The 20,080-nt window shown below is 55.2% G+C and carries 18 protein-coding genes; 11 read left to right on the plus strand and 7 right to left on the minus strand.

The features are described 5' to 3' along the window. The first annotated feature begins 29 nt into the window (after positions 1-29). The 10 genes from frr to lpxB all read left to right on the plus strand — a co-directional run bounded on the left by frr (position 30) and on the right by lpxB (position 10,466). Complete coding sequence (frr, locus tag R2A130_RS02230) at positions 30-590, plus strand: ribosome recycling factor (protein WP_009463279.1); 561 nt, start codon at positions 30-32, stop codon at positions 588-590. A 33-nt stretch (positions 591-623) separates the two neighbouring features. Next, positions 624-1,454, plus strand: a complete 831-nt coding sequence (locus tag R2A130_RS02235; protein ID WP_009463281.1) for an isoprenyl transferase — start codon at positions 624-626, stop codon at positions 1,452-1,454. Then, on the plus strand, positions 1,451-2,263 hold the full coding sequence (locus R2A130_RS02240) for a phosphatidate cytidylyltransferase (RefSeq protein WP_009463283.1): 813 nt from the start codon (positions 1,451-1,453) through the stop codon (positions 2,261-2,263). The genes R2A130_RS02235 and R2A130_RS02240 overlap by 4 nt, the downstream gene beginning before the upstream one ends. 65 nt (positions 2,264-2,328) lie before the next feature. Beyond that, on the plus strand, positions 2,329-3,474 hold the full coding sequence (gene rseP, locus R2A130_RS02245; protein ID WP_009463285.1) for an RIP metalloprotease RseP: 1,146 nt from the start codon (positions 2,329-2,331) through the stop codon (positions 3,472-3,474). Positions 3,475-3,715: 241 nt separating this feature from the next. Then, positions 3,716-6,055 carry an outer membrane protein assembly factor BamA gene (gene bamA / locus R2A130_RS02250; protein WP_009463289.1) on the plus strand — a complete coding sequence of 780 codons (2,340 nt, stop codon included), beginning with the start codon at positions 3,716-3,718 and terminating at the stop codon, positions 6,053-6,055. Positions 6,056-6,164: 109 nt separating this feature from the next. After that, the gene (gene lpxD / locus R2A130_RS02255; protein WP_009463291.1) at positions 6,165-7,223 is read left to right on the plus strand and encodes a UDP-3-O-(3-hydroxymyristoyl)glucosamine N-acyltransferase; all 1,059 of its coding nucleotides are present in this window, start codon (positions 6,165-6,167) and stop codon (positions 7,221-7,223) included. Continuing rightward, positions 7,223-7,690: a 3-hydroxyacyl-ACP dehydratase FabZ gene (gene fabZ, locus R2A130_RS02260; protein ID WP_009463293.1), complete on the plus strand. Its 468-nt coding sequence runs from the start codon at positions 7,223-7,225 to the stop codon at positions 7,688-7,690. Before lpxD ends, fabZ begins: the two co-directional genes overlap by 1 nt. Beyond that, positions 7,680-8,474: an acyl-ACP--UDP-N-acetylglucosamine O-acyltransferase gene (gene lpxA, locus R2A130_RS02265; protein ID WP_009463295.1), complete on the plus strand. Its 795-nt coding sequence runs from the start codon at positions 7,680-7,682 to the stop codon at positions 8,472-8,474. Before fabZ ends, lpxA begins: the two co-directional genes overlap by 11 nt. Before the next feature lie 7 nt (positions 8,475-8,481). After that, a complete protein-coding gene (locus tag R2A130_RS02270) occupies positions 8,482-9,327 on the plus strand; it encodes an LpxI family protein (RefSeq protein ID WP_009463297.1) in 846 nt (281 codons plus the stop codon). Then, positions 9,324-10,466, plus strand: coding sequence for a lipid-A-disaccharide synthase (gene lpxB / locus R2A130_RS02275; protein WP_009463299.1), 1,143 nt, complete (start codon positions 9,324-9,326; stop codon positions 10,464-10,466). Before R2A130_RS02270 ends, lpxB begins: the two co-directional genes overlap by 4 nt. 4 nt (positions 10,467-10,470) lie before the next feature. On the opposite strand, the gene gltA is transcribed toward lpxB, so the two are convergent. After that, the gene (gltA, locus tag R2A130_RS02280) at positions 10,471-11,763 is read right to left on the minus strand and encodes a citrate synthase (protein WP_009463301.1); all 1,293 of its coding nucleotides are present in this window, start codon (positions 11,761-11,763) and stop codon (positions 10,471-10,473) included. 211 nt (positions 11,764-11,974) lie between these two features. Further along, positions 11,975-13,396: a glutamate--tRNA ligase gene (gltX, locus tag R2A130_RS02285; RefSeq protein WP_009463303.1), complete on the minus strand. Its 1,422-nt coding sequence runs from the start codon at positions 13,394-13,396 to the stop codon at positions 11,975-11,977. A gap of 342 nt (positions 13,397-13,738) precedes the next feature. On the opposite strand from gltX, the gene R2A130_RS02290 reads away from it, so the two are divergent. Continuing rightward, entirely contained in the window at positions 13,739-15,805 is a 2,067-nt protein-coding gene (locus R2A130_RS02290) for a ComEC/Rec2 family competence protein (RefSeq protein WP_371179375.1), read from the plus strand. On the opposite strand, the gene lexA is transcribed toward R2A130_RS02290, so the two are convergent. From lexA to trpD, 5 genes are all read right to left on the minus strand, one after another. Beyond that, the gene (gene lexA / locus R2A130_RS02295) at positions 15,799-16,500 is read right to left on the minus strand and encodes a transcriptional repressor LexA (RefSeq protein WP_009463307.1); all 702 of its coding nucleotides are present in this window, start codon (positions 16,498-16,500) and stop codon (positions 15,799-15,801) included. The two genes, R2A130_RS02290 and lexA, sit on opposite strands and share 7 nt — an antisense overlap. Positions 16,501-16,579: 79 nt before the next feature. Then, positions 16,580-17,782: a gephyrin-like molybdotransferase Glp gene (glp, locus tag R2A130_RS02300; RefSeq protein ID WP_009463309.1), complete on the minus strand. Its 1,203-nt coding sequence runs from the start codon at positions 17,780-17,782 to the stop codon at positions 16,580-16,582. After that, positions 17,779-18,264, minus strand: a complete 486-nt coding sequence (gene moaC, locus R2A130_RS02305; protein ID WP_009463311.1) for a cyclic pyranopterin monophosphate synthase MoaC — start codon at positions 18,262-18,264, stop codon at positions 17,779-17,781. Before moaC ends, glp begins: the two co-directional genes overlap by 4 nt. Continuing rightward, positions 18,261-19,064: an indole-3-glycerol phosphate synthase TrpC gene (gene trpC / locus R2A130_RS02310; RefSeq protein ID WP_009463312.1), complete on the minus strand. Its 804-nt coding sequence runs from the start codon at positions 19,062-19,064 to the stop codon at positions 18,261-18,263. The genes moaC and trpC overlap by 4 nt, the downstream gene beginning before the upstream one ends. Beyond that, the gene (gene trpD / locus R2A130_RS02315; protein WP_009463314.1) at positions 19,057-20,079 is read right to left on the minus strand and encodes an anthranilate phosphoribosyltransferase; all 1,023 of its coding nucleotides are present in this window, start codon (positions 20,077-20,079) and stop codon (positions 19,057-19,059) included. The genes trpC and trpD overlap by 8 nt, the downstream gene beginning before the upstream one ends. Position 20,080: the final 1 nt, after the last annotated feature.

A 20,080-nucleotide genomic window follows, 5' to 3' on the forward strand; every position in this document is an offset into this window, starting at 1 on the left:
GTGGGACACACGATCAGGGAAGACACAACATGGCTGATGGCATCGATCTGAAAGACGTAGAAAAACGTATGGAGACTTCGCTCGCCTCGTTTACGAAAGATCTTGGCGGCCTTCGCACCGGTCGCGCTTCGGCAAGCCTGCTGGACCCGGTGATGGTGGATGCCTACGGGCAGAAAATGCCAATCAATCAGGTGGCCAATGTGGGTGCGCCGGAACCGAAACTCATCACGGTTCAAATCTGGGATAAATCGATGGTCGGGCCTGTCGAAAAAGCAGTTCGGGAAGCAGGCCTTGGCCTGAACCCTGTTGTTGATGGTCAGAACCTGCGCATCCCAATGCCGGATCTGAACGAAGAACGCCGTCGCGATCTTGTCAAAGTGGCAAAAACTTACGCTGAAGATGCCAAAGTGACGATCCGCCATGTCCGTCGTGATGCTATGGAAACGCTGAAGAAGGCGGAGAAAGATAAAGAAATTGGACAGGACGAAGCCCGTGGCTCGTCTGAGAAAGTTCAGAAAATGACCGACGATAAGGTCAACGAAGTCGACAAGGTGCTTGCCACCAAAGAAGGCGAGATCATGCAGGTTTAAGCCGGTTCGCTTGGCTAACGGGGACACGGCACCATGACTTTTGAAATCACACACGCAACCATCGCACCGCGATGCCCGAACGAAACGCAAGATACGGCAGACCCCGTCTCAGCATTCGGTTCCACGCGCGCGCCGGGCGTTCCCAAACATGTTGCCATCATCATGGACGGGAACGGTCGTTGGGCGCAGGCAAGAGGGCTTCATCGCTCCCGTGGTCACCGTAAGGGTGTTGAAGCGGTTCGGGCTACAGTTCGTGCTGCAGGCGAATTGGGCATCGAAACACTGACACTGTTCTCATTTTCATCTGAAAACTGGAATCGACCAGCTGCCGAAATCAACGAACTGATGCGGTTGTTGAAGATATTTATTCGCCGCGACCTGGCTGATTTGCACAAGGAAAATGTGCGTATCTCCATCATCGGTTCGCGCGACGGTGTACCGTCCGACATCCTGCCGCTGCTTGACGAAGCCGTAGCCCTAACGCGTAACAATACGCGCACACGGCTGGTCATTGCTTTCAACTACGGTGCCCGCGATGAACTTGCCCGCGCGACGCAACGTATTGCGGAAGCTGTGGCTGCAGGAACTCTCGACCCAAGCGAAGTGACGCAAGACACGATTGCTGCTCATATGGACACAGCAGGTTGGTCCGATCCAGAGTTGATCATTCGCACGTCCGGCGAAAAGCGACTTTCCAATTTCCTGCTTTGGCAAGCGGCTTATTCGGAATTTGTTTTCGTTGACTGCATGTGGCCGGAATTCGACAAGGCTCAATTGGAAGCTGCGATTGGTGAATATGTTTCGCGGGATCGCCGCTTCGGTGGTTTGGCCGACACCACACAGCTCGCCCGGGTTGCTACATGATTTTAGGTGCTGGCTTCGGTCGCGCCCGCGAAAGCGAGCTCGGCCAGCGGATAATGTCCGCTATAGTTTTGCTTGCTGTTGTGATTGGCGTCGCATGGATTGGCGGCACAGCTTGGTGGCTGCTGGCAACAGCTTTATCGGCGGTGCTGTTCTATGAATGGCAAGGCATGGTTCGCACGACACCATTCGATACGCCCGACGTTTTGCTTACCGTTGGCTTCATTGCGATTTTGCTATCGGGCGCTTTCGACTTAACTCTCTACGTTGTTTTGGCATTCGTGCTGCTCGGGTTTATTCTGGAACAGATCAATAGCGGGCAAGAACGTTCCGATGTTCGGTGGATGGGGGTAGGGGCTCTCTATTGCGCCATTCCTGAGCTGGCTTTTCCGATCATCCGCGAAGTGGGCGGATTTGCCCCACTGTTGTTCGTTTTCGTCTGCGTGTGGATGACCGATGTCGTGGCCTATTTCACGGGTCGCAAACTGCAAGGGCCCAAGCTCATGCCCACTGTTTCGCCAAACAAAACATGGTCTGGTGCTTTGGGCGGCGTTCTTGGTGCAATCATCACCGCCGGTATTTTCATGCTGATTTTCCCGACAATTGCCTCTCCATGGTGGATTGCACTTGCCATTGTCCTGTCAGTTTGTTCGCAAACGGGAGACTTGTTCGAGAGCTGGGTCAAACGCCGTTCCGGTAAAAAGGATTCCAGCGGCTTAATCCCCGGACATGGTGGTTTTCTCGACCGGGTTGATGGATTGCTATTTGCCTGCGTCCCCGTCGCGCTGATCTACGGGTTGCAGAACCTGTAATGCCTCTGCACATTGCACCGAACGCAACCACTTTGGCTTGTGCGTTCCTCGGAAGGACACGCTGAATGGATATTTTAGGCACCCTTGGCGTTCTTGGGGACTTCGCGCTGACGAAAGTGCTGCCGTTCATCGTGGTTTTGACGATTGTCGTCTTTTTCCATGAGCTCGGTCACTTTGCAGTTGCTCGCTGGAATCGCGTTAAGGTTGATGCCTTCGCAGTTGGCTTTGGCCCGGAATTGATCGGCCGTACCGATAAACACGGAACCCGGTGGAAATTATGCGCCATTCCGCTAGGTGGCTATGTGCGTTTTCTGGGCGATGCCAACGAAGCGAGCGCCCCGGATGCGCATGCTTTGGAGGGCATGACGAGCGAAGAGCTTGACGGAGCGTTTCAAAACAAGAGCGTCTGGCGCCGTGCAGCTGTGGTCGCGGCAGGTCCAATCGCAAATTTCATTCTCGCCAGCGTCATCTACACCGGCGTGTTCGTCTATCAGGGCGAGGTCACAGTCCCTGCGGTTGTTGGTGAAGTTACAGAAGGCGCACCCGCACAGCAGGCGGGTATTCTGCCGGGCGACCTCATTACCTCTGTGGAGGGGCAGGATGTCGCAGATTTTGAAGATGTATCGCGACTGACCATGATCAGCTCTGATCAGCCGCTTGCGTTCACCGTGGATCGCGACGGCAAGAGCCTCGATTTCATCGTTGCGCCGCTCATGACCGAGCGCAAAGACCAGTTTGGAAACACCTACAAAGTCGGCCTCATTGGTATTTCGTCACGACGTGGCGTCGAAAATTTCGTGCACCGTGATTTGGGAATCGGTGAGGCATTTGTCAAAAGCATCGACGCCATTGGGCTCATTATCAGCCGAACAGGATATTTCCTGCGGGATATTTTTCTAGGCAAACAGGATGCAGATCAACTGCGTGGGCCATTGGGAATCGGTCAAATGACCTCTCAGGTCGCGACACTTGGTATTGTTTCGCTGCTTTCTCTTGCCGCAGCGTTGAGCGTCTCAATCGGATTGATGAATCTTTTTCCGATTCCCATGCTCGACGGTGGTCATCTGGTATTTTACGCCTACGAAGCCATACGGGGCAGGGCTGCGAGCCCTAGAGCGCAGGAAATAGCGTATCGTGTCGGCCTGACATGCGTTTTGATGATGATGATTTTTGCTACGAGCAACGACATTGCACGGCTGTTTTCAGGCTAAATGGCGTTATTTGTTAACGTTTCGTTTACCAAGGTTGCCGTTGTTGTAACCTGTTGGCAACGCTTTCAACAATTTGGCGAGAGCGTTGGTGCAGTATGGTTGCGTCGTGTCTGAAAGCTTGTAGAAACAATTAACAATTGCAGGATTCTACCGTGCGCGGTTTGGCCTGTATGAGAGAAAATAAGGGGTCTTGGTGGGAATACGCGCCAGGCGTGTTCAAACCAGATTGCAAGAGAGCTTCATGAAAGCCTTCACTATGTTCCAGACCAAAGCCATTCGGCAAATTCTCATCGCCCTGACATTGATTGTCGTGGGCGTGCCATCTGCCATCGTGGTCGCAGGCAGCGGTGCTACCGCTGCGCAGGCCGCTGTCGTCAATCGGATTGATGTTCGTGGCAACCGCCGCGTCGATGCAGACACCATTCGCTCATACGTGACGGTGAAGCCGGGTCGGAACTACACGACATTCGATACGGATGAATCGCTGCGCGCTCTGTTCGCGACAGGTCTGTTCTCCGACGTGCGCATCTCACGTGCAGGCAGCGCGCTTCTGGTCGAGGTCGAAGAGAATCCAACGATCAATCTCGTGCGCTTTGAAGGCAACGAGAAAGTAAAAGACGATCAGCTCGGTCGTATTGTGCAGTCGCAGAGCCTCGGTATTTTTAGCCAGGACAAAGTAGACAGCGACCTTGAGCGCGTCCGCGAAGTGGTTCGTCGCTCCGGCCGTGCCAACTCGCAGGTCACAGTTCGTGTCGACCAGCTCGACAACAACCGCGTCAATGTCATCTTCGTTATCAATGAAGGTGGTCGCACCAAGATTAAGAACATCGAGTTTGTCGGTAACAATGCTTTTGGTGATCGTCGCTTGGCGGACATCATCAGCCACAACGAGAGCAATCTGTTGTCTTGGTTGAAACGCGATGATATCTACGATCCAGACCGCCTGCGCGCGGATGAGGAGCGGTTGCGCCGCTTCTACTTCAACCGCGGTTACGCCGATTTTCAGGTGATTTCTGCAGTCGCGGAATTCGATTCAGCCGATAACGTCTATAATATCGTTATCACTGTTGAAGAAGGCGACCTCTATCGTTTCGGCAGCATCCAGATCGATAATGCGTTGGCTGTTGTTGATGATGGTTTGCTGCAGGACAATCTGAAAATTGACTCTGGCGACATCTACAGCGCTCGTAATGTTGAAAAAACGCTTGTTGCTATGACCGATGCTATCGCTGCATCGGGTTACGCTTTTGCAGAAGTTACGCCACGTGGTGACCGCAACTTTGAAAACCGCACAATCGACATCACATTCTTCGTTGATGAAGGTCCACGTACGTATGTCGAACGCATCGACGTTGTAGGTAACACCCGTACACGCGAATATGTCATACGCCGCGAGTTCGATATCTCGGAAGGCGATGCTTACAACCGCGTTCTTGTGAACAAAGCCAAGACCCGCCTTGATGCTCTAGGTTTCTTTGACTCGGTACGCATGACAACACGTCCAGGCTCCGCGCCGGACCGTGTGGTCGTTGTCGTGAACGTTAAAGACAAAGCGACCGGTGAATTTTCAATCGGTGGCGGTTATTCGTCAGCCAACGGTCCAATTGCTGAAGTCTCTCTCACCGAGAAAAACTTCCTTGGTCGTGGTCAATTCCTGAAAATCTCCGCCGGCCTTGGCGATGATGTGGAAAAATACGAACTATCGTTCACCGAGCCATATTTCCTTGGCAACCGTATTGCTGCCGGTTTTGACATCTCTAGAACGACGTCTGGTGATACTGACGACAAGTCTTTCGACTCGGAAACGACATCGTTCCGCTTGCGGGCTGCTGCTCCATTAACTGACAATCTGACGGCTTCGGTCAATTACACCTACACTTACGAGGACCTGTCTATTGACCCAGGCACTGTCGTATCGACAGCTGTTCAGGACACGTTGAATCGTAGCCCATATTCTACATCGTCCATTGGCTACGCACTGACCTATTCGACAATCGATAATCGTAAGAGCCCTCGCGAAGGCATTTATGCCCAGTTCCGTCAGGATATTGCGGGCCTCGGTGGTGACGCTGAATATGTTCGTACAGAAGCAGAACTATACGCTTACTATTTGCTCTCCGAAGACGCTGACATTGTTCTGTTCGGTGGTGCTACGGCAGGTGCGATTGAAGGATTTGGTTCTGACGATCTCCGAATCACTGACAACTTCTTTAAAGGCGGCAATCTGGTTCGTGGTTTCGACAGCCGTGGTCTAGGTCCACGCGCTACCGACGGTGAAGCGCTTGGTGGCAAATATTTCGCCAGTGTGACAGCTGAAGTTCAGTTCCCGCTGCCATTGCTTCCACGCTCTTACGGTCTGCGTGCGGCACTGTTTGCCGATGCAGGTACAGTGTATGGCAACGACTTCGATAAGATTGACCCGACTATCCGTGACGAGAACTCTATCCGAGCATCGGTCGGTGCATCCCTTCTCTGGGACTCGCCATTCGGCCCATTGCGTGCAGACTTTGCACACGTTCTTGCCGAAGAAGATTTCGACGAGAAGCAGTTCTTCAAGTTTGGTGTCAGCACCAAGTTTTAATAGGGCTAATCGTGGGGACTGGGTTGTCGTTTCATCACGCAGCCTGGTTCCTAGCTATTCGTGATAGTTTTCTCGTCCAGCGGAAACCCGAGTTAGGAAACCCATTCGCTTGAGTGATTTTTTCCGATCTGAAGGGCCTATTTCCGTTGGAGATTTGGCCAAACTAACAGGCTCGCAACTCGCCGATGATGACTACAAGTCGGTCGAAGTTATTTCGGTATCTCCGATCGAGGCGGCTGCCGAAGGTAGTCTAACTTTTCTATCGAATCCCAAATATGTGGACGCTCTTGCACATACCGGAGCAAGCGCCGTTATATGCAGCGAACGCTATCGTTCCGGCGTTCCGGAAGGTGTCGCTGTTCTCGTAAGTGATCAGCCTTATAAATCCTTCGCTCGCGCTATGGCTGCTATGTTTCCCTCCGCAGCAAGACCAACATCAATATTGTGCGACGGTATTTCTACCGCCGCAGGCATTCACGAGACCGCAATCTTGGAAGAGGGCGTTACCGTCGAGCACGGCGCTGTTATTGGCGCTAATGTGTGCGTCGGCAGCAACACGCTGATTGGTCCAAATGCAATAATCGGACCAAACGTCATGATTGGCCGCAACTGTGCGATTGCAGCAGGCGCGTCTGTCATCGCAGCTCACCTTGGCGACAACGTCATCTTGCACAGCGGTGTGCGGGTTGGTGGTGATGGCTTTGGCTTTGCAATGGGACCTGGCGGGCACCTGAAAGTGCCGCAGACCGGCGGAGTTATCATTCAAAACGATGTAGAAATAGGCTCCAACAGCTGCGTCGACCGCGGAGCTAATCGCGATACTGTCATCGGCGAGGGCACCAAAATCGACAATTTGGTGATGATCGCGCACAACGTCATCATCGGTCGTCACTGCGTTATTGTGGGCCAAACCGGTATTGCAGGCAGCGCTCGACTCGGCGACTACGTGGTTCTTGGCGGACAGTGCGCCATCAATGGTCACGTTTCCATCGGTGATGGAGCACAGATTGCTGGACTCAGCGGTGTGTCTGGCGACGTACCGGCAGGTGTACAATGGGGCGGTGTTCCAGCCCGCCCAATCCGCCATTGGATGCGCGACATTGGGCGTTTGCGCCGTGAGGCACAGGCAATGGAAGCCGACAGAAAGAAACCACAGGCGGAAAAGTAATGACCGAGACATCCAAAGAGCTAAAAACGCTGGATATCAGCGACCTGATGAAGCTGCTCCCACATCGCTATCCGTTTCTGTTGGTTGATAAGATTGTTGATATTGATGGTGATCAGAGCGCACGTGGCATCAAAAACGTGACGTTCAATGAACCTCATTTCACGGGTCACTTTCCGCACACTCCGATTATGCCAGGTGTTCTTTTGGTAGAAGGTATGGCCCAGACAGCTGGCGCCATCTGCTCTGCGCATCACTATACTGGTGATCCAAAAACCACTTATTTTATGACAATCGACAAGGCTAAATTCCGCAAGACCGTGGGGCCGGGCGACGTCGTAGAATACGTGATCGAGAAAATCCGCCAGAAGCGTAACATCTTCAAATTTGCCTGCATTGCTGAAGTGAACGGCGTGAAAGTGGCCGAAGCCGAGATCAGTGCCATGATGGTCGACCGCGATGAACAATAACTCTTCCATCCATCCAAGTGCGGTTATCGAAAAGGGTGCGCAGTTGGGAGACAGTGTTCGTATCGGTCCGTTTTGCCATGTGGGGCCGCAGGTGGTTCTTGAAGCCGGTGTCGAACTCCTAGCTCAATGCTCTATTCAGGGCGATACACGTCTGGGCGCGCGGACACGCGTCTTTCCATTCGCTTCTATCGGAGCTGTTGCGCAAGATTTGAAGCCTCACGGTCAGAATGCGACCCTATCCGTTGGCTCAGATTGCGTGCTGCGCGAAGGTGTGACGATCAACACGGGCACAGAAGGCGGCGGCAGCAAAACGGTTGTGGGCGATAAATGCGTCCTGCTCGCCAACGCTCATGTGGCCCACGATTGTATTGTCGGAAACGGCGTTATCATGTCGAACAACACGATGCTTGCTGGTCACTGTACTGTAGGCGATAGCGTGATTTTCGGCGGTGGCTCTGCCGTGCATCAGTTCAGCCGCATTGGGCATCACGCCTTTATAGGCGGCCTTGCAGGCATTGAAGGTGACGTTATCCCGTTTGGGATGGCCACCGGGCACCGTGCAAACCTGATTGGCTTGAACTTAATCGGGATGAAACGCGCCAAGATGGATCGCGCTTCCATGAAGGCGGTACGTGCGGGCTATGATGAGCTTTTTGCTGCGACCGGGCCAATGCGCGAGAAGGCAGAAGCGATGTTGGAGAACTGCGAGGACCCGCTGATGCGCGATATTTTGATTTTTGTTGGCGAGACAAGCGGGCGCCCGTTTTGCTTGCCGGCCTCGTAGCCCGCTTATGACGTGGCGTGCAGAGCACGACCGTGTTGCCATATTGGCAGGTAGTGGCGCATTGCCAATTCAATTGGCGACGCAGCTTACTACAGTTGGCCTTCAGCCTTACATTTTGCGCCTGCCAGGCGTGACGGAAAAACCATTTGAGAATCTCGATGGTCAAGATTTGCGCTGGGAGCAGGTCGGGCAGATATTCCCACTTTGCAAGGAACACTCCATTGGCCACATCGTTCTGGCTGGCGGTGTTGATGGCCGCCCTGACTTGAAATTCAGCCAGATGGATTGGCCCACACTTCGTACTCTACCTACTATCCTCGGACAGTTGCTCAAGGGAGACGATGCGGTTCTAGGGTCGGTCATAACGGTTATTGAAAAGCGGGGACTCAAGGTTCTAGGTGCTGCTGATATTGCACCATCGCTTGTCGTGGATGAAGGCCGTTTTTCTGGCGCCCCAGGCACAAAGGACCGCAACCGAATTGATCTGGGTTTCCAGCTTCTCGATGCGATGTCTCCCTTTGATATGGGGCAGGCCTGCGTCGTTATAGGCGGTCGGCCTGTCGCGGTAGAGGGCGCGGAAGGCACTGACGCGATGCTGCGGCGTATCATGGATTTGCGAGACAATGGCCGCCTGCCGTTGCAACGCGGGGGCGTTATGGTGAAAGCACCAAAAGCCGGACAGGATCATCGGGTCGATATGCCAACGATTGGGCCGGAAACGGTTTCGCGCGCTGTTGCTGCTGGTTTGGACGGTATAGCAGTTCGAGCTGGCGCAACACTGATACTTGAGCGTGAAACCTGTATCGACATCGCTCAACGTGGCGACCTGTTCCTGACAGGAATAGCGGCATGAGCAAGACGTTCTATTTCGTGATCGGAGAGGAATCGGGTGACCTGTTGGGCGCCGATCTCATTGATGGCTTCAACGACATCAAAGACCTCGACGCGAAATATGCGGGGCTTGCAGGTCCAGCTATGGAGCAGCGTGGTGTCAGCAGTCTGTTCGATATTGAAGACATTGCGGTCATGGGGTTTTCAGCCGTTATCGCCCGGCTGCCCACCATCGTACGGCGGGTTCACCAAGTGGTGGCCGACATCATCTCCAAGCGTCCTGATATGATTGTCTTGATAGACAGCCCCGACTTCACACATGCCGTGGCGAAGCGTGTGCGTAAGAAGCTGCCTAATGTACCGATCGTCGACTATATTTGTCCCAGCGTTTGGGCATGGCGGTCGGGCAGGGCCAAGACCATGCGTGCCTATATCGACCATGTGCTGGCAATATTGCCTTTCGAGCCTCGTGTTTTGGCAGAGCTCGGCGGTCCACCTGCGACCTATGTCGGACATAGGCTTGCAGGACATGTCGCGGCGCTTCCGACGAAAAAGCGACCACCAAGTGCGCGACCAAAGCTTCTGGTGCTACCCGGCTCACGGCGCGGCGAAATTGACCGAATGCTTCCAGCGTTCGGTGCGACGGTCGAGCTACTAAGAGCGCGCGGTCATGACTTTGAAGCGGTGATCGCTGCGGTCCCAAGGCACCGAAGCACCATCGAAAGACACACCGCAACATGGCGCACGGCACCGAAGATTGTTTCTAGCGAGGACAATGACAGCACATTTGCAGATGTCGATCTGGCGCTAGCGACATCAGGCACTGTCGCGCTGGAGCTTGCTTTGCACGGCGTTCCCATGGTCACGGGCTATAAGCTTGATGCTGTGGCGCGACCGTTTGCCAGCATGGTGACGACTTGGTCAGCATTGTTGCCTAACCTCATCGTGGACCGGTTGATCGTACCTGAAGAGATCAATGAACTGGTGTTACCCGGTCGATTGGCGCGTCATCTTGAAGAGTTATTTATCGAAGGACCCGCCCGTCTGAGGCAGTTGGACGGTTTCAAAGACGTGCGTCGTGCCATGGAAACAAAAACGCCGCCCGGAGAAAGGGCGGCGTTTGTGATTGCCGAGCTTCTGCGCAACAAGGCGTCGCGTTAAAAGCTTACTTGCGCTTATCGACCGGCACGTAATCGCGATGTGTTTCGCCTGTGTAAAGCTGACGCGGACGACCGATTTTCTGGCGTGGATCCTCAATCATCTCACGCCACTGCGCAATCCAACCCACGGTGCGGGCCAGTGAGAACAGCACGGTGAACATGTCGGTCGGGAAGCCAAGGGCTTTCAACGTGATGCCGCTGTAGAAGTCGATGTTCGGATAAAGACCACGTTCTTTGAAGTATGGATCTTCGACTGCGATTTTTTCCAATTCCATCGCAACATCAAGGATTGGGTCATCGGTGATGCCCAGATCGTTGAGAACCTCATGGCACGTCTGCTGCATGATTTTCGCGCGTGGATCGTAGTTCTTATAGACGCGATGACCGAAGCCCATCAGGCGGAACGGATCGTTCTTGTCCTTGGCGCGAGCGATGAACTCGGGAATGCGGTCCGGCGTGCCGATTTCGTGCAGCATGTTAAGCGCTGCTTCATTGGCACCACCATGTGCGGGCCCCCACAGGCATGCGATGCCGGCAGCAATGCAAGCAAATGGGTTGGCACCGGAAGAACCGGCCAGACGTACGGTAGATGTCGAAGCGTTCTGCTCATGATCTGCGTGCAAAACGAAAATGCGGTCCATGGCGCGGGCCATAACCGGGTTCACCTTGTAGTCTTCAGCCGGTACGGCAAAGCACATCTGCAGAAAATTTGCCGCGTAGCCGAGGTCGTTGCGCGGATATACGAACGGCTGACCGACGGTGTATTTGTAGGCCATTGCCGCAATAGTCGGCATCTTTGCAATCATGCGCAGGGACGCGATATCGCGCTGCTCAGGATCGGTGATGTCGGTGGAATCGTGATAAAAAGCGGAAAGTGCGCCAACAACACCGACCATCAAAGCCATCGGGTGCGCGTCACGACGGAAGCCCGAATAAAGCCGCGTCATCTGGTCGTGCAACATGGTGTGATACGTTACGCGTTCTTCGAAATCTTTCTTCTGCGCGGGTGTTGGCAGTTCGCCATAAAGCAGCAAATGGCAGGTCTCTAGAAAATCGCCATGCTCAGCAAGATCGTCGATGGCGTAACCGCGGTGCAGCAAAATGCCTGCATCGCCATCAATATATGTGATGTTGCTTTCACAAGATGCTGTGGAGGTGAAACCCGGATCAAACGTGAAACGGTCTGTGTGCTTGTAGAGTGTGCCGATATCCATGACATCGGGACCAACCGAGCCGGACCGAATGGGAAATTCCCAGGTCTCATCGCCAATTCTAAGGGTCGCGTTCTCGTCAGCCATATTGTTCCTTTCAACAGCGGTCCGTAGGGCGCAACCATTGAAAAGGCAGGCCCCGGAATCGTTTCGTTCGCCAGACCCGACAAGTGCCGGTGTCTATTGGCGAACGAACAATCTCCCTGCCGTTTGATAAGCTATCGCTCCCCCGGCCACAAGCGAAGCGAGTGTTTTGCAGATCAGCAATTGGTCAAACATGGCTAGCGGCGTGCAGCTTTCAGGTGGCTTGATCCTGCAAGCGTGCGATGCACTCTTCCTTGCCAAGCACAGCCATCACGTCGAATACGCCCGGTGACTGGGTTTTACCGGTCGTGGCCGCCCGAATGGGCTGGGCAATCTGGCCCAGTTTCAACTCATTGGCTTTCGCAAATACACGAACTGCGTCTTCAACGGTTTCCACAGACCAAGTTTCGATTTTCTGAAGGTCCGGCAACAACATAGCCAGCCGCTCCTGTGCATCTTCACCCAGCAGAGCAGCAGCCTTTTCTTCCATATTGAGTGGTCGCTCAACAAACAGAAAACGCGCACCTTCTAAAAGGTCCAGCAGCGTTTTGGCACGCTCTTTTAAACCCGGCATGGCCTCTACAAGCTGTGCGTGTCGCGTGTCGTTCCAGCGTTCGGAAAACCAGCTGCCACCCTCAACTTCGGGCAGAAGCCCCTGCAAACGTGCCGCAAGATCAGCATCATCTGCTGCGCGAATGTAGTGGCCGTTCATGTTCTCCAGCTTCGCAAAATCAAAGCGAGCCGGGGATTTCCCTACGGAATCCAAGCTGAACAATTCGTCCAACTGCGCCTGCGTGAAGAACTCCTCGTCTCCATGAGACCAGCTCAGACGAACGAGATAATTACGCAGCGCGTCCGGCAAATAGCCCATGGCACGATAGGCTTCAGCGCCAATGGCACCGTGGCGCTTGGACAACTTAGCACCATCAGCACCGTAAATGAGCGGAATATGAGCCATTTCTGGCACATTCCATCCCATCGCGTTGAAGATAATTGTCTGCCTTGCGGCATTTGTTAGGTGGTCGTCACCGCGAACAATGTGGCTAACATCCATATCGTGATCATCAACAACAACGGCCAGCATGTACGTGGGCGATCCGTCGGAACGCAGAAGAACCAAATCATCGAGATCGGCGTTCGGAAAGCGCACTTCGCCCTGAACCAGATCGTTTACCACGGTCTCCCCATCCTGCGGACTTTTGATGCGGATCACAGGCTTCACACCTTCCGGCGCTTCGGCGGGGTCGCGGTCACGCCAGCGACCATCGTAACGCGGTGGCCGCTTTTCGGCGCGCGCCTTCTCGCGCATCTCGGTCAGTTCTTCGGGCGTGGCGTAACAAGGGTAGGCTTCGCCCTTAGCCAACAGCTCATCAACAACTTCGCGATGACGGTCGGCGCGGGAGAACTGCGAAATCGGTTCGCCATCCCAATCAAGCCCCAGCCATGTCAGGCCATCCAGCAATGCGTCGACGGCTTCATCTGTTGAGCGCGCGCGGTCGGTGTCTTCGATGCGCAGCAACATTTTGCCGCCCAGAGAGCGGGCCAGCAACCAATTGAACAGCGCCGTGCGTGCGCCGCCGATATGGAGAAAACCGGTGGGCGAGGGGGCGAAACGGGTGATTACGGGCTTGGTCAAGATTGGCCTTCCAGAGCGTGTCTGCGGATGCGGAGAACAAAAGGGGACGTTGCCCCTCTAGCATACGACCGTCATCATACAAGCGACGGTCGCACTTCCGGTTATGTGTAAGCGCCGTTCGGAGTGCGCGTGTTTTTAAAGCCCGATCAGAATGTGACGGAGTCTCCTGATGGAGATTTAGCTTGGTCGGTTGAATCTTCCAATGACAGCTCGCAAATCACGGAATGGCAGGGCTGGAATGATTCTGGGCTTATCGCGCCGGAACCATTGCCTTTGCGTTCGCGCTTTGGGCATCGACTTTCTATCGCGGGTGCAACGCTTTCACGCCAGCTTCAAATCGAGGTGGATCGTGGTGCAGGCTTTCTTTGGGCACCGGTATGTCTGGCGGTAGGAATTGCGGGATACTTTCAGTTGCCACGCGAGCCTTGGCCTTGGGCGTTCGAGGTGCTGGCCCTGGCTTTTATGGTTGTTGCGTTCGTCAGTAGAAATCGCCCGATGCTTCATGCTGCTCTCATGGGCTGCATGTTGGTTGCAGCAGGGGCGGGACTAACCCGACTCCACACTGCGGCTAACGACACCAAAATGCTTGAACGTCCTAGGATCGCCACGATTGCGGGCGCAGTTTTGCAAAGAGAAATGCGCGCCAATGGCAGCGTCCGCTACCGGATAGCGGTTACCGAAGGCGAGTTAGCGCGACCGGACGGGTCGCAACGAATCTTTCGCGTGACCGCCCGAGCTGGTGGCCCCGACGCGCCGGTAGGCAGTCGGTTGGAAGGCCTCGCGCGTCTTAGCGCGCCATCTGGTCCAGCTTATCCAGGCGGTTACGATTTCGCCTTTTCAGCATGGTTTGACGGCCTTTCAGGGTCTGGTTTCTTTCTCGGTGCACCGACGGCAACGCGGCCTGTAGAAGCGGTCAGCAGTATTCAGGCCGTTCGGGACGGGTTGGCGAGTCTCATTCGCCAAAGCGTTCCAGGCGAGGGGGGCGGCATCGCGGCAGCCCTTATAGTGGGGGACCGAAGTGGCATTTCTGCGCCAACCACCGAGGCGCTGCGCCGGTCCGGGCTTGCCCACATATTGGCTATCAGCGGCCTGCATATGGCGCTTGTTTCATTGACCGCGATGGGCGGGCTGCGCGCAGTCTTCGCGTTGTTTCCGCAAATTGCGCTTCGTTATCCGGTAAAAAAATGGGCGGCGGCAGGAGGGTTGGCCGCGGCAACGATTTACCTGACCTTGTCCGGCATGGCCGTTTCAACGCAACGGGCATGGATCATGGTCGCGATTATGCTCGGCGCCATTATGCTGGATCGCAAAGCGCTAACGATGCGCAACGTGGCTTTGGCAGCTTTGGTTGTGATGCTTGTAAGTCCAAGCGCAATATTGTCTGCCGGATTTCAGATGTCATTTGCTGCAGTGGCAGCGCTGGTGGCTGTTTACGAAGGTCTCAATCGGCGCAATGCAGCGCGCCCGAAGACATTTCGCAAAGGCGGTTTGATTGCCGGAACAGGTCGCGTCTTACGGCGCGACGTGGGCGGTTTAGCTTTGACATCGCTGGTGGCCGGTTTGGCGACAGGCATATTTGCCGCCTACCATTTTCAGCGGGTTGCACCGCTTGGATTGCTGGCGAACCTCGCTGCGATGCCTGTCGTTTCATTCGCGGTGATGCCGCTGGCCCTGCTGTCCATGTTGGCGCTTCCATTCGGGCTGCAAGACTGGCCATTGGCGGCGATGGCATGGTCGACGGAATGGGTGGTTGCTGTGGCAAACTCGGTGTCCGACATGGGTCCGCAAGGTATCACCGGACGCATACCTGTCTCGTCCTTTATCTGCGCGACGGCCGGCCTACTGATCATGACGCTCGCCCGTTCCAAGCTTAAGCTGTTTGGCTTGGCATTCCTATTACCTGCGGTGCTTCTGGCTCAGACTACCAAGATGCCAGCAATCCTCATTTCTGAAGATGGCAGGCAGATCGCGATATTGAGTGAAAGCACCGAGCCAAGTCTGTTGAGGGAACGAGGCAGCAGGTTCATCACGGAAATTTGGCAAACTGCTTATCCGCCTAACCAAGCAGATGGAACGCCCCACTCTTCGTTGCGATTCCAATGTGACGCTGATGCCTGTTCAGCCACTGTAAACGGCCTGCAGATCGTGAGTCTCAAGACCTCAGCGAGCCTTTGGACGGACTGTCAAATTGCCGATATTCTCGTGGCTCCATTTCGTCTACCAGACGCATGCAATCACGTACCCGTTGCTGAGCGTCCGTTGGTATTTGACGAAACCAGTCTACGGTCAGGCGGATCAGTTGCTATACATTTGGGTGCAGATGGCTCGCTGTCGGATGCCACGGTTGAACGCGCGGTGATTGGCTCACCGCGCCCGTGGAACCGGCACCGTTTCCATAGCAATCAATGATAGCTGCGGATGAGCCCCACCAGTTTGCCCTGCACCGCAACGCGGTCCGGGCCGAAAATACGGGTTTCGTAGGCAGGATTTGCAGCTTCCAGAGCGATTGAATCACCTTTACGGCGAAAACGCTTCAGCGTGGCTTCTTCGTGATCGACCAATGCCACCACGATGTCGCCCGGTGTCGCTGTATCACCGCGTTGAATAACCACGGTGTCGCCATCCAGAATGCCAGCCTCAATCATTGAATCGCCTTTGACTTCCAGCGCGTAATGTTCACCACGCCCCAGCATATCTGGTGAGACAGCGATGGTGTGGGTGTTTTCCTGAATAGCGGAGATGGGCGTACCAGCCGCAATACGGCCCATGACAGGCACTTCCGTCATGGCGGGACCGGTGTCGTTAGCCACCATTTCGGGAGCGCGGCCTAAGCCACCTTCGACGACACTAGGCTCAAACGGCCTGCGGCCTGCCGGGCTAGGCTGATATGAGTCTGGAAGCTTAATGACCTCCAAAGCACGGGCACGGTTGGGAAGACGGCGGATGAAGCCCCTTTCTTCCAACGCTGTGATAAGGCGGTGAATGCCGGACTTGGACTTCAGGTCCAACGCATCCTTCATCTCGTCAAACGACGGCGGGACGCCAGCCTCTTTCATGCGTTCCTGAATGAACATTAGCAGTTCGTGCTGCTTTTTGGTGAGCATTTGCCTCGTCTCCATTGCGTCGGCGTCGAATCATGACACCGTACAAACCAAGAACAAGTTAACAGGTTGCCAATGTGTTCTACAAGCCCAAGCCTGAAACGACCGAAATGTAGGAACATTTGTCACCCGCCTTGGCAGCTGGTGCGCCTGCTTGCCGGATAACCAAAGCTTCGGCGCGGGCAAGGCTGGAAAGGATAGAGCTGTCCTGATTGTCGAAAGGCACAAGTTTGCCATCATCGAAAACGGCCCGCATATATTCCTGACGTTCGTCATTTTCGGGAAGGCTACTCCCCAACACACCCTCGCGCAAAACGCCTTGCGACCTTGCGCCGAGAAGAGCGCCGATGAGCGGAGCGAGATAGACCTGCGAGCAAACCAGACTGGACACGGGATTACCCGGCAGACCGAGATAGCTTTGCTTGCCTTTGCGCCCAAATATGAGTGGCTTTCCGGGGCGCATGGCGATCTTCCAGAAGTCCAGCTCAACGCCATGATCTTGCAACACCGGTCGTACAAGATCGTGGTCACCCACACTTGCGCCCCCGGATGTGACGACCACGTCGCAATCGGATGCGCGCGCGAATTTGTCCGCCAGTGCCGCACGCGTATCAATAGCGATACCGAGATCGACAGGCTCGCCCCCTGCTGCCTTTACGATGGCTGCAATACCAAGATTGTTGGAACTGACGATACCTCCTTCGGGCACGTCTTCACCGGGAGAAACCAGTTCGTCTCCCGATGCGATGATGGCGACACTCGGCTTTCGTCTAACGGGCAGGGTGGGCAGCCCCATCGATGCCGCAAGCGATAATCGTGCCGGGGAAAGCTGAATGCCTGCCTCAAGCAGAGTATCACCCGCGCGGAAATCCAGTCCTGCCTTACGAATGTAACGACCAGGACTCTCAGCTTTTTCGATCGTTACCCGGCCATCTTGAGCGCTGGCATTTTCTTGAATGGCAATCGTATCGGCGCCCTGCGGAATACGCGCACCGGTGAAGATGCGGACCGCACAAGCGGCAGGCAATTCGCCTGCGAATGGATGGCCAGCGGCGCTTTCACCAACCACAGCAAACTCTCCTGAGTTGCCGTTAAGATCAGACGCACGAAGCGCGTAGCCATCCATTGCTGAAGCATCAAACGGAGGCTGGTCTCGCGTTGTTGTTAGGTCAATCGCCAAAATGCGTCCGGCAGCTTCGTAAATTGGAACGTTTTCAGCGGGCAAAGTTTCGATATCTGCCAGAATGCGGGCTAGGGCTTCATCGACAGACAGCAAGCCGCTCACGTGGCGTCGGCGGTCCAGTCGCCCGATTTACCACCGTTCTTGGCTTCCAGTCGCGTGGGCCCGATGGACATGCCGCGATCAACCGCTTTGGCCATGTCATAGATTGTAAGCGCTGCTGTGCTGGCCGCGGTGAGCGCTTCCATCTCGACGCCTGTCTGGCCGGTGCAGCGGGCAAGCGCGCGAATGCGAATACCCGGCAAGGTCTCGTCTGGCTCGCAATCGACTGTGACTTTGGTCAAGGCAATGGGATGGCAAAGGGGGATGAGCCGCGATGTTTCCTTTGCGGCCATGATGCCGGCAATGCGAGCGGTGCCAAGCACATCGCCTTTTTTGGCATTTCCAGCTTCGATCATTGCAAGCGTTTCCGGCAGCATCGTCACCGCGCTGGTAGCGATGGCTTCACGGGTGGTGGAGGCCTTGTCACCAACATCAACCATGTGAGCTTCGCCGCTCTTACCGATATGGGTGAGGCTGCCGCTCATGCGGCTATAGGCCGGGCCAGAAGCTCACGGGTGGCCGTTGCAACATCTTCCTGACGCATAAGGCTCTCACCGATCAGGAATGTCTCCACACCGCAGCGCGTCATGCGCGCAAGGTCATCAGGTGTGAAGAGGCCGGATTCGCCTACAACAATCCTGTCATCGGGAATTTTCGGAGCGAGGATCTCTGTGGTCGTCAGACTGACCTCGAACGTTTTGAGATTGCGGTTGTTGATGCCGATCAAAGGGGACGTGAGATGGAGCGCACGATCGAGTTCGGGTTCGTCGTGAACTTCAACGAGCACGTCCATGCCGAGTTCGAACGCCTCATTTTCCAGCGCTCTGGCGGTATCATCGTCGATGGCAGCCATGATGATGAGAATGCAGTCTGCCCCCCAAGCGCGGGCCTCATGCACCTGATAGGTGTCGTAGAGAAAGTCTTTGCGCAGGCAGGGCAGGGCCGTGGCGTCTCGCGCTTCACCTAGGAACGCAGGGGCGCCTTGAAACGATGGCGTGTCGGTGAGAACGGACAGGCAGGCCGCACCACCGGTTTCGTAAGCTTTAGCCAATGATGCGGGATCGAAATCTTCTCGGATGAGCCCTTTCGATGGGCTGGCCTTTTTGATCTCTGCGATAAGCGCGTAATCGCCAGCTGCGTGCTTGGCTCTCAAAGCATCGGCAAAGCCGCGTGGAGGTGTGACGTCCGTCATGCGGGCCTTGAGATCGGCTAGTGAAACCTGTGCTTTAGCGGCAGCTATTTCCTCACGCTTGTAAGCGCCGATACGATCAAGAATATCAGCCATTTGCTTCACCGTTTGACGCAGCAACGAGATTTGCGAGAGCAGCTTTGGCTGCCCCGCTGTCGATGCTTTCGGCAGCCATTTCAGCACCGGATTTAAGGTCGTTTGCAAGGCCGGCGACGTGGAGACCGGCACCGGCATTCATCAACACGATGTCGCGGTAGGCGCCTGCTTCACCGTCTAAGACAGCGCGAAGACGAGCCGCATTGTGCTGTGCGTCACCACCACGAATGTCTTCGATTGCATGGCGACCAACGCCAGCATCCTCTGGCTCGACTTCAAACGTGCGTAGAACACCATCGCGGCCTTCCACGACCTTTGTGGTGCCTGTAACGGTCAACTCGTCCATACCGTCGCCGTGGACCAGCCAGACATGTTCGGAACCAAGGTTGAGCAACACCTGCGCCATTGGTTCCAACAGGTCGGGCGAATAGGCACCGACGCATTGTCGCTTCACACCGGCAGGGTTTGAGAGCGGCCCAAGAATGTTGAACAGCGTGCGCGTGCCAAGTTCGACACGCGATGGACCCACATGACGCATGGCGGCGTGATGGGCGGGAGCGAACATAAAGCCGACGCCTGCCTGCTCTACGCATCGCTGTACGCCATCTGCGCCGGTACTGAGATCGACACCCAAGGCCTCCAACGTATCGGCAGTGCCAGTTTTGGATGAAAGCGCGCGGTTGCCATGCTTGGCGACCTTCGCACCCGCGCCCGCTGCCACGATGGCGGAACATGTCGAGATGCTCACCGTACCCGTCTGAGTACCACCGGTTCCCACGATATCTATTGCGCCGTCTGGCACATCCACTTTCAACATGTGATGGCGCATAGTCGTAACCGCGCCTGTGATCTCGTCGACGGTTTCGCCTTTTACACGCAGAGCCATCAAAAAACCGGCAATCTGCGATGGTGTGGCATTACCCGACATCATCACGTCAAAGGCCTGTGTGGCTTCTTCGCGGGTGAGCGAACGACCCTCAGCGACAATCGCGATGAATGGTTTAAGATCGTCCATG

The sequence above is a fragment of the Ahrensia sp. R2A130 genome, assembly GCF_000179775.1.
GTDB lineage: Bacteria > Pseudomonadota > Alphaproteobacteria > Rhizobiales > Rhizobiaceae > Pseudahrensia.

Bases quoted from the DNA above. Each gene is read 5' to 3' on its own strand.
- frr (WP_009463279.1), top strand. From the start codon at position 30: ATGGCTGATGGCATCGATCTGAAAGACGTAGAAAAACGTATGGAGACT.
- R2A130_RS02235 (WP_009463281.1), top strand. From the start codon at position 624: ATGACTTTTGAAATCACACACGCAACCATCGCACCGCGATGCCCGAAC.
- R2A130_RS02240 (WP_009463283.1), top strand. From the start codon at position 1,451: ATGATTTTAGGTGCTGGCTTCGGTCGCGCCCGCGAAAGCGAGCTCGGC.
- rseP (WP_009463285.1), top strand. From the start codon at position 2,329: ATGGATATTTTAGGCACCCTTGGCGTTCTTGGGGACTTCGCGCTGACG.
- bamA (WP_009463289.1), top strand. From the start codon at position 3,716: ATGAAAGCCTTCACTATGTTCCAGACCAAAGCCATTCGGCAAATTCTC.
- fabZ (WP_009463293.1), top strand. From the start codon at position 7,223: ATGACCGAGACATCCAAAGAGCTAAAAACGCTGGATATCAGCGACCTG.
- lpxA (WP_009463295.1), top strand. From the start codon at position 7,680: ATGAACAATAACTCTTCCATCCATCCAAGTGCGGTTATCGAAAAGGGT.
- R2A130_RS02270 (WP_009463297.1), top strand. From the start codon at position 8,482: ATGACGTGGCGTGCAGAGCACGACCGTGTTGCCATATTGGCAGGTAGT.
- lpxB (WP_009463299.1), top strand. From the start codon at position 9,324: ATGAGCAAGACGTTCTATTTCGTGATCGGAGAGGAATCGGGTGACCTG.
- gltA (WP_009463301.1), bottom strand. From the start codon at position 11,763: ATGGCTGACGAGAACGCGACCCTTAGAATTGGCGATGAGACCTGGGAA.
- lexA (WP_009463307.1), bottom strand. From the start codon at position 16,500: ATGCTCACCAAAAAGCAGCACGAACTGCTAATGTTCATTCAGGAACGC.
- moaC (WP_009463311.1), bottom strand. From the start codon at position 18,264: ATGAGCGGCAGCCTCACCCATATCGGTAAGAGCGGCGAAGCTCACATG.
- trpC (WP_009463312.1), bottom strand. From the start codon at position 19,064: ATGGCTGATATTCTTGATCGTATCGGCGCTTACAAGCGTGAGGAAATA.
- trpD (WP_009463314.1), bottom strand. From the start codon at position 20,079: ATGGACGATCTTAAACCATTCATCGCGATTGTCGCTGAGGGTCGTTCG.